The 8,210-nt window shown below is 58.9% G+C and carries 9 protein-coding genes; all 9 read left to right on the top strand.

Annotated elements, in window-relative coordinates; all coding sequences use genetic code 11:
• A partial coding sequence (locus RCH09_RS19045) for a hypothetical protein (protein WP_326942725.1) occupies nucleotides 1-898 on the top strand: 898 nt, incomplete at its 5' end.
• A gap of 146 nt (nucleotides 899-1,044) precedes the next feature.
• Complete coding sequence (locus RCH09_RS19040) at nucleotides 1,045-1,782, top strand: SapC family protein (protein ID WP_326942724.1); 738 nt, start codon at nucleotides 1,045-1,047, stop codon at nucleotides 1,780-1,782.
• A 155-nt stretch (nucleotides 1,783-1,937) separates the two neighbouring features.
• A complete protein-coding gene (locus tag RCH09_RS19035) occupies nucleotides 1,938-2,174 on the top strand; it encodes a PEP-CTERM sorting domain-containing protein (protein WP_326942723.1) in 237 nt (78 codons plus the stop codon).
• Between the two features lie 116 nt (nucleotides 2,175-2,290).
• A complete protein-coding gene (locus tag RCH09_RS19030; protein ID WP_326942722.1) occupies nucleotides 2,291-3,283 on the top strand; it encodes an EpsD family peptidyl-prolyl cis-trans isomerase in 993 nt (330 codons plus the stop codon).
• A gap of 152 nt (nucleotides 3,284-3,435) precedes the next feature.
• Complete coding sequence (gene epsE, locus RCH09_RS19025) at nucleotides 3,436-4,224, top strand: polysaccharide export protein EpsE (RefSeq protein ID WP_326942721.1); 789 nt, start codon at nucleotides 3,436-3,438, stop codon at nucleotides 4,222-4,224.
• Between the two features lie 37 nt (nucleotides 4,225-4,261).
• Nucleotides 4,262-5,686, top strand: a complete 1,425-nt coding sequence (epsF, locus tag RCH09_RS19020; protein WP_326942720.1) for a chain length determinant protein EpsF — start codon at nucleotides 4,262-4,264, stop codon at nucleotides 5,684-5,686.
• Between the two features lie 14 nt (nucleotides 5,687-5,700).
• Nucleotides 5,701-6,573: a chain length determinant protein tyrosine kinase EpsG gene (gene epsG, locus RCH09_RS19015; RefSeq protein WP_326942719.1), complete on the top strand. Its 873-nt coding sequence runs from the start codon at nucleotides 5,701-5,703 to the stop codon at nucleotides 6,571-6,573.
• Entirely contained in the window at nucleotides 6,573-7,478 is a 906-nt protein-coding gene (gene xrtB / locus RCH09_RS19010) for an exosortase B (RefSeq protein WP_326942718.1), read from the top strand. Before epsG ends, xrtB begins: the two co-directional genes overlap by 1 nt.
• The gene (epsI, locus tag RCH09_RS19005; protein WP_326942717.1) at nucleotides 7,475-8,125 is read left to right on the top strand and encodes an exosortase-associated protein EpsI, B-type; all 651 of its coding nucleotides are present in this window, start codon (nucleotides 7,475-7,477) and stop codon (nucleotides 8,123-8,125) included. The genes xrtB and epsI overlap by 4 nt, the downstream gene beginning before the upstream one ends.
• The last annotated feature ends 85 nt before the right edge of the window (nucleotides 8,126-8,210 follow it).

Raw genomic sequence — 8,210 nt, 5'->3', positions numbered from 1 at the left:
ACAGGAAAAATCGCAAACGTTCGACGTAACGCGAACAAAAAATCCGCGCTACGCCGTCGAACAGGCGGAATTCGATTTGTTCCGCGTTTCCTTAGCGACACTCATTGTCGTGAATAAACCAATTTATCAATATGGGTATAGCCAAAGCGAAAATCGAATCCTAGCGCCGCGAAGACCGAAATCGATCAAGCTTGAGTTCTTTGACGAATTAATTAGCGAACTCGCCACCGGCAAACGTGCGAGTAGAAAATCGTCCATGCGGGCCCAATCATTTGCGATTGCGACGATGGCAACTGGACTCCGTCCAGCAGAATGGTCCAACGTCGAATTAGCAGAATATGAAAGAAATAGACTGTATCAAGACGATACTCCCGAGGGAAGCATTGTGCTGACAGTGCAGACGGCAAAGAGAAAGGTAGGCGAACCACCCTCCCGGCGCGACTTTATTATTCACCCCGGTGTGGAACAAGATCATATCCGCCGGCATATTTTTCTGCGAGATGATTTTTTAAAAAAGACAAAGATGCAAAAGAGTGCTGCCGAAGAAGAATACACGCACGAGACTTCAAAGATACTCAGTAACATGTCAAAGATGATTTGGCCAATGCATCCCGAAAGATGGATGACCTTATATACGCTACGCGGACAGGCCCGCGCAAATTTTGAGCGCAAGTTCGGGGCTGAAGTAGCCGCGGCCATGGCGGGACACTCGATGACAGTAGGCCAGCGCTCGTACGCTGGGCCAACGAGAGCAAGCCTGCGCAAAGGGCAGAGATTAATTCAGCCCGGTCGCGAGTCGCTGCGCATCGCTCAAGAAATGACCGCAGAGCCTGTTGAAACGCTGGAATCAGAGCCGACCGAAGAGGATATTAGCGTGGGACAGTCCCCATCATTTTAAATCGGCGCAGCTGGCTCGGCTGAAACCGGGGGCGCGAGTAACGATCGAAATCACCCGCTCCCCCAGTCCGCTCACCGCCCACTTTGGTCATTGCAATGTAACGTGGACGATATACACTCTTGCGTCCAAACCACTAGACTGCCGCCATGACCACATTACTTTTCTACGAAAAACCGGTAATCATTGATCGCAACGTGCATCGCGATCTGCGCCTGAAGTTGCAATCTAGCGGTTTTCGCTATGCAGCCAAAACCAATTCGATTCCGCTTGCGGCTGTGGAATTTGCCATGGTGTGCCACGAATACCCGATCGTTTTCATTCTCGATGAAGGCGATGGCGGCGTCCCGGTCGCGCTGACCGGCCTGCGCGACAACGAAAACCTGAGCGTGCGGGCCGATGGCAAATGGGATGGCGTGTACATTCCGGCCTTCGTGCGGCGCTATCCGTTCGTGCTGCAAATCGATGATTCCGCCGAAGAGTCGCGCGTGCTGATCGATTCCGCGGCGGATGGTTTTGGCGCGCCAGACGGCGAGCGCCTGTTCGCCGAAGATGGCGCCAACACACCGTTGCTCAACGGCATGCTCGATCTCCTCAACGAATACCGCGCCTTCACCTCGCAAACCACGGTGATGGTCAAGCACCTGCGCAAGCTGGATCTGCTGATTCCGCGCGTGGTCAATGCCACCCTGAACAACGGCGCCACCATTTCGATGGATGGCTTCCACGTGGTCGATGAAGCGCGCCTGAATGCACTGGCGGACGCCGATTTGCTGGAACTGGCGCGCACCGGTCATCTGTCGAGCATCTACGCGCATCTGATTTCGTTGCCGAACCTGCAGAAACTGTTGGAGCGGCTGGAGCGTCTGACGGCGATTGCGGCCTGAGTCTTGGCCGGGGCCCAGTGAAGTTGCCGGTCATTATGTTGTCATATAGGACAGCTACACTACGCCGGCGGTTGCAGGAACCATCCGGCAACCCGTCGGTCGCAGTGCCGGCCGCACCCGCAGTCCCGAATTCACGATCACAGGAGAGCGTTGTCATGAAGACATGTCGAGCATTGATTCTGTCCGTTTTACTGGCCGGCTCCAGCTTGGCCAACGCCGCCGCTGTCGCAGTGACGCCAGATGTCAAGGCAGCGCCATTGCACCTCGAAGCACGCAAGATGTCGCACGTGCCCGAGCCGGAAGGTTGGGCAATGTTGGTGTTAGGCGTCGGTTTTGTGGTATATCAGGTGCGCCGTCGCAAGCGCTCACGCGATTCCTGGAAGTCGAACTGACGCAACGCGTTGGCTGTTTACATGTTCATGGCGGGCCAGATCATCTGGACGCCATTTTTTCTGCCCGGCTGCCGATGCGCGCAGCGGTCAGTCTTAACCAGTTAAGGAACGCCATCATGGCAGGTCGCACAGTATCGTTGGTCGGGCAGCACGCATTGAGCAAGGCAGCATTGATCGCCGTGGTGGTGGTGCTGGCCGCCTGCGGCAGCAAGGAAAAAGAGCCGGGTCAGTCGCTGGTGCAGGTCAATGGCCAGGAAATCACTGTGCATCAGGTCAACGAAGAACTGGCCCGCAGCAACGTCCCGGCCGCGCAAAAAGACGCCGCCACCAAGCAACTGCTGGAAGCGCTGATCGACCGCCAGTTGCTGCAGGGCGAAGCCGCGCGCGACAAGGTCGACCGCGATCCTATGGTGGTGCAGGCGATCGAACGCGCCAAGGCCCAGATCGTCGCCCAGGCCTACCTGCAAAAACGGCTGGCCAACACGCCCAAGCCGACCAAGGACGAAATCGAAGCCTACTTCAACGCCCATCCAGAGATCTTCTCGCAGCGCAAGGTCTTCGACATGAATCAACTGATCATCGCGTCGAAGGATTTCAACGACGAACTGAAGGTCTTGTTGGGTAACGCCAAGTCGCTCGATGAAGTAACGGCATGGCTCGATGGCCACAAGATTCCGTACGCACGCAACCAAATGTCACGCAGCACCGCCGACCTGCCGCCCGAGCTGACCAAGAAATTGATCGGCATGAAAAAAGGCCAGATGTTCGTGATTCAGGAAGGTGACCGCAACGTGCTGGTCGCGCTGGCCGACATCAAGGACAACCCGATCACCGCAGCCATGGCCGCACCCCAGATTGGCCAGTTCCTGATGAACAAGAAGAACAAGGAAGCCTCCGAAGCCGAACTGGCGCGCTTGCGTGCCAGTGCAAAAATCGTCTACCTGAATCAGCCGAAGGCAGGCGAGGGCAAGGACAAGACCGCGCCGGTACCAGCGGTACCAGCGGCACCCGCCGCCGCTGCCGCAACACCCGCAGCGCCCGCCGCGGCTGGCGCGGCAGCCAAGCCGGTCACTGACGATCACATCAAGCGCGGTGTTGCCGGGCTCTGATAAACGCTGTAAGTTGGCGGGGGTCCGGCGGACGCGGCATCGTTGCAACCGCCGGGCCTTTTAACCCAACCCTTGAGTGACAACAAGGTGTTCCGGCCGCATGCCGTGAAATGCTTGCGTCACAATCTGCTGATCAAAATGGAAGCAACGAAATGAAACGAATGTTCATGTGGATGCTGGCGCTGTTGTTCAGTACGCTGGTCGGCGCCGCCCAGGCCGAAGACGTCCTGCTCGGTGCCGGCGATGTACTGAAAGTATCTGTCTACGGCAATCCCGACCTGACGCTGGAAACCCGCGTCAGCGAAACCGGCAGCATCACCTTTCCGCTAGTCGGCGAAGTCGCCATCGGCGGCATGTCGACCTCCCAGGCCGAGAAGAAAATCGGCGGCCTGCTCGAAAGCGGCGGCTTTCTGCGCAAGGCCCAGGTCAACATCATCGTCACCGTGCTGACCAGCCAGCAGGTCTCCGTGCTCGGCCAGGTGCTGCGGCCGGGGCGCTATCCGATTGAAGGCAAGCGCACCCTGACCGACGTGCTGGCGCTGGCCGGCGGCGCCAACCCCGAAGGCGGCGACGTGATCACCGTGATCCGCAACCGCAACGGCAAGAGCACCCGCGAAGTGATCGACCTGCACGACATGATGCAAAGCGGCGACATGAAGCAGAACATCGAGCTCAACGGCAGCGACGTGGTCTACGTCGACCGCGCCGCGCGCTTCTACATTTACGGCGAAGTGCAACGCCCCGGCCAGTTCCGGCTCGAACGCGGCATGACCGTCCTGCAGGCCTTGTCGGTCGGCGGCGGCCTGACCTTGCGCGGCACCGAACGCAACATCCGCATCAAGCGCCGCGACGCTGGCGGCAACCTGCAGGTGCTCACCGCCAAACACGACGATCTGATCCAGGTCGATGACGTCGTGTTCGTGCAGGAAAGCCTGTTTTGATTTCCCCGAAGTGCCCCACCGTCGCGAGTAGCCGTCCATGAACTTCACCCTGTTTCTGCGCATCCTGTACGCGCGCCGCAAGATCATCCTGATCACGCTGGCGGTCGTAGTCGTGGTGACCACCGTGGTCAGCTTCCTGCTGCCGAAGACCTACAAGGCCACGGCCTCGCTGGTACTCAATTACAAGGGCGCCGACCCGGTCACCGGCATGCCGTTGCCGGCCCAGCTGACGCCGGGTTACATGGCGACGCAGGTCGACATCATCAACAGCCGCAGCGTCGCGCTGAAGGTGATCGATGACCTGAAAATGGCCGAAGGTCCGGCCGTGCTGCAACAATTCAGCGAGGCGACCCAGGGGCGCGGCTCCATCCGCGACTGGCTGGCCGACCTGATCCTGCGCAAAATCGAAGTCGTGCCGTCGCGCGAGAGCAGTGTGCTCGACATCAACTACAAGGCCGCCGACCCGCAATTTGCGGCTGCCGTGGCCAATGCCTTCGCTTCCGCGTACCAGCTCACCAGCATCCAGCTCAAGGTCGAACCGGCCAAGCGCGCCGCGATCTACATCAACGACCAGATCAAGGTCTTGCGCGACAACTTCGAAGCCGCGCAGAAGAAGCTCTCCAAGTTCCAGCAAGATAACGGCATCGTCAGTTCCGACAGCCGCATCGACGGGATCGATGTGGAATCCGCCCGCCTCAATGAACTGTCGGGTCAGCTGGTCGCCGCCCAGGCGCAGTTGATCGAAGCGACCTCGCGCCGCAGCCAGGCTTCTGGCGCCGGCGCTGGCGAATCGCCGGACGTGATGAGCAACAGCCTGATCCAGAACCTGAAAGCCAGCCTCGGCAACGCCGAATCCAAGTTCGCCGAAGTGTCGCAACGCCTCGAAAAGAATCACCCGCAGTATCTGGGTGCCAAGGCCGAAGTCGACAAGCTGCGTTCCGAACTCAATGAGCAGATCAAGGCCGCCTCCAACAGCGTCGGCAACAGCGCCCGCATCTACCAGCAACGCGAAGCAGAAATCCGCGCCGCGCTGGAAAAGCAAAAGATCAAGGTGCTCGAAATTAACCGCACCCGCGATGACCTGAAACTGCTGCGCAACGAAGTCGAAAGCGCCCAGCGCGCCTACGAATCGACCACGCAGCGCTTCACCCAGACCAATCTGGAAGGCCAGTCGAATCAGACCGACATCACCATCCTCACTGCCGCCGTGGCGCCATTGACGCCGTCGAACCCGAAGATTCAGCTCAATATTCTGGTCTCGATTTTCCTCGGCACGATGCTCGGCGTCGGCCTCGGGCTGCTGGCCGAATTGCTCGACCGCCGCATCCGCGCGCCGGAAGATCTGGTCGAAGTGCTGAAGCTGCCGGTGCTCGGCGAAATCAACTGGAACCCGCCAAAACGTGCGCGGTTCCGACTGTTCGGCCGCAATAGCGCCCTGCAACGCAACCTGAAAGCGATCTGAGCATGGACCGCCAAATGACCCAATCCAACGCCGCCGAAGTGGTCCCCCTCGACCTCCTGCGTGAATCCAGCATCGGCCGTGTGCTGCTCGACATGGGCAAGATCAAGCCGGAAGACGCCGAGCGCATCCTGCGCCAGCAAAAGGAAAAGGGCCTGCGTTTCGGTGAAGCCGCCAAGAGCCTCGGCCTGATTACCGATGCCGACATCGAACAGGTGCTGGCACGTCAGTTTGATTACCCTTACCTGCAACCGGGTCAGGGCAACTTCGCCAAGGAACTGATCGCCGCCTACCAGCCATTCAGCCCGCAGGTCGAAGCGCTGCGCGCAGTGCGCAGCCAGCTGATGCTGCGCTGGTTCGCCAGCGGCCGCAAGACACTTGCCATTGCCAGTGTCAACCCGGGTGAGGGCGCCAGCCTGTTCACTGCCAATCTGGCGGTGGTGTTTTCGCAGCTGGGCGAACAGACCTTGCTGGTCGACGCCAACCTGCGCACGCCACGCCAGCAACAGATTTTCAATTTGCCCGGCAAGCAGGGCCTGTCCGATATCCTGGCCGGCCGCGCCGATCTGGAGGCCATCGCCAAAATCGATTCCTTCGTTGATCTGTCCGTGCTGCAGGCCGGCACGCTGCCGCCTAATCCACAGGAGCTGCTCAACCGCAGTTCCTTCGATCAGCTGACCGCCAATCTGGCCGAACGCTACGACGTCGTCCTGTTCGACATGTCGGCCTTCTCCGCCGGCGCCGATGCTCTGGCCATTGCGGTGCGCGCCGGCGGCGTGTTGCTGGTCGCCCGCAAGAATGTCACCAGCCTGGCTGACATCGGCACCGTGGCCGAACAACTCGGACGTGTCGGCGCGGAGGTGGTCGGTTCGGTGATGGTGGATTACTGATGACTGCCGTCATCAGCGAACGCGAAAGCATGGCGTGGAAACCCGCGCTGATGACCTGGTGGCCAGTCATGGCCGGCCTGCTGTTGCTGTATGTGCCCACCTTTTACGATCTTGCCGTTGGCATCTGGAGCACCGAAGCCTACGCCCACGGCCCGATCATCCTGTGTTTGTCACTCTGGCTGATCACGCAACAATGGCAACCGATGCTGGAAGCCAGCCACGGCAAGAGAGGTTCCTGGGTGGGCTGGCCGATCGCCATTGCCGGCATGCTGCTGTATGCGTTGGGTCGCTCGCAGGGCATCATCATGGGCGAGCTCGGCTCATTCATCGTACTGCTGGTGGGCATCCTGCTGATCACTCGTGGAAGCAGCGCACTGAAGGTGCAATGGTTTCCATTCTTCTTCATGCTTTTCATGGTGCCGCTACCAGGTCCGCTGGTCAGTGCGTTGACGCTGCCAATGAAAATGGCCGTCTCATATGTCACCGATCAGTTGCTGTATCTCGTCGGCTATCCGATCGCCCGCACTGGCGTGGTGCTGCAGATCGGCCAGTACCAGCTACTGGTCGCCGATGCCTGCGCGGGCTTGCAAACGCTACTCACGCTTGAAGCGCTTGGCCTGTTCTACCTCAATGTCGTGCGGCACACGTCGCTCATTCGCAATGTCGGGCTGGCCATGCTGATCATCCCGATCTCATTCACGGCCAATGTGATCCGTGTCATCACGCTGACGCTGATCACCTATTACTTTGGCGATGAAGCCGGGCAGGGCTTCCTGCATGGCTTTGCCGGAATGGTGCTGTTCATCAGTGCGCTGCTGCTGATTTTCGGAGTGGATTCGATGCTGCAGTTTTTCGTCAAGCTGCGCGAGACGAGGAAATCCTTGCCAAGTCGGAGCGCACCATGAAGCCGATGATGCTGGTCAGTTTTTCGCTCGGGGCGCTGATGTTGCTGACGACCGGGCTAACCCATGTCATGACACCGACCACGTACTTTGCCCAAAGCCGACCGAAATCCACCCTTGAGCGCGCGGTACCGAAGCAGTTTGGCGACTGGAAAGAAGAGATCCAGCAAACCGCTAACATCATTAGCCCCGATCGCATTGCCTTGCTGAACAAGCTGTATTCCGAAACGCTCACGCGCACATACGTCAACAGTGCCGGTGAACGCGTGATGCTGTCGATTGCATACGGCCAGGATCAACGCAAGGGTAACGAAGTGCACTACCCGGAAGTCTGCTACCCGGCGCAAGGGTTTGAACTGACCTCGTTGACACCAAGTGTCCTAAAAACGGAGCAGGGGTCGATTGTAGTAAATCGTCTGGAAACTAACCTGTCGAAACAGCGGTACGAGCCGGTCACGTACTGGACCACCATCGGTAATCAGGTCACCCTCGGTGGCTCCGACAAACGCGTAAAAGAACTCGCCTTCGGCCTCAAGGGTGTGATCCCGGATGGACTGGTTTTCCGAGTATCTACTATTGACAGGGAGCCATCGCATGCGTACGGCGTACAGGATGCCTTCGTCAATGCATTGCTCGGAGTTCTAACCTGAATGTTTCATGAACCGGTATTTCGGCATGCGTTCCCATCATCATCGCTGCAGCAATGAGGTCGAAGAAATATCAGGCGAAACTCAC

Origin of the sequence: Actimicrobium sp. GrIS 1.19 (assembly GCF_035984655.1) — a bacterium.
Taxonomy (GTDB): domain Bacteria; phylum Pseudomonadota; class Gammaproteobacteria; order Burkholderiales; family Burkholderiaceae_D; genus Actimicrobium.
This window is presented reverse-complemented; position numbering and strand designations above follow the sequence as displayed.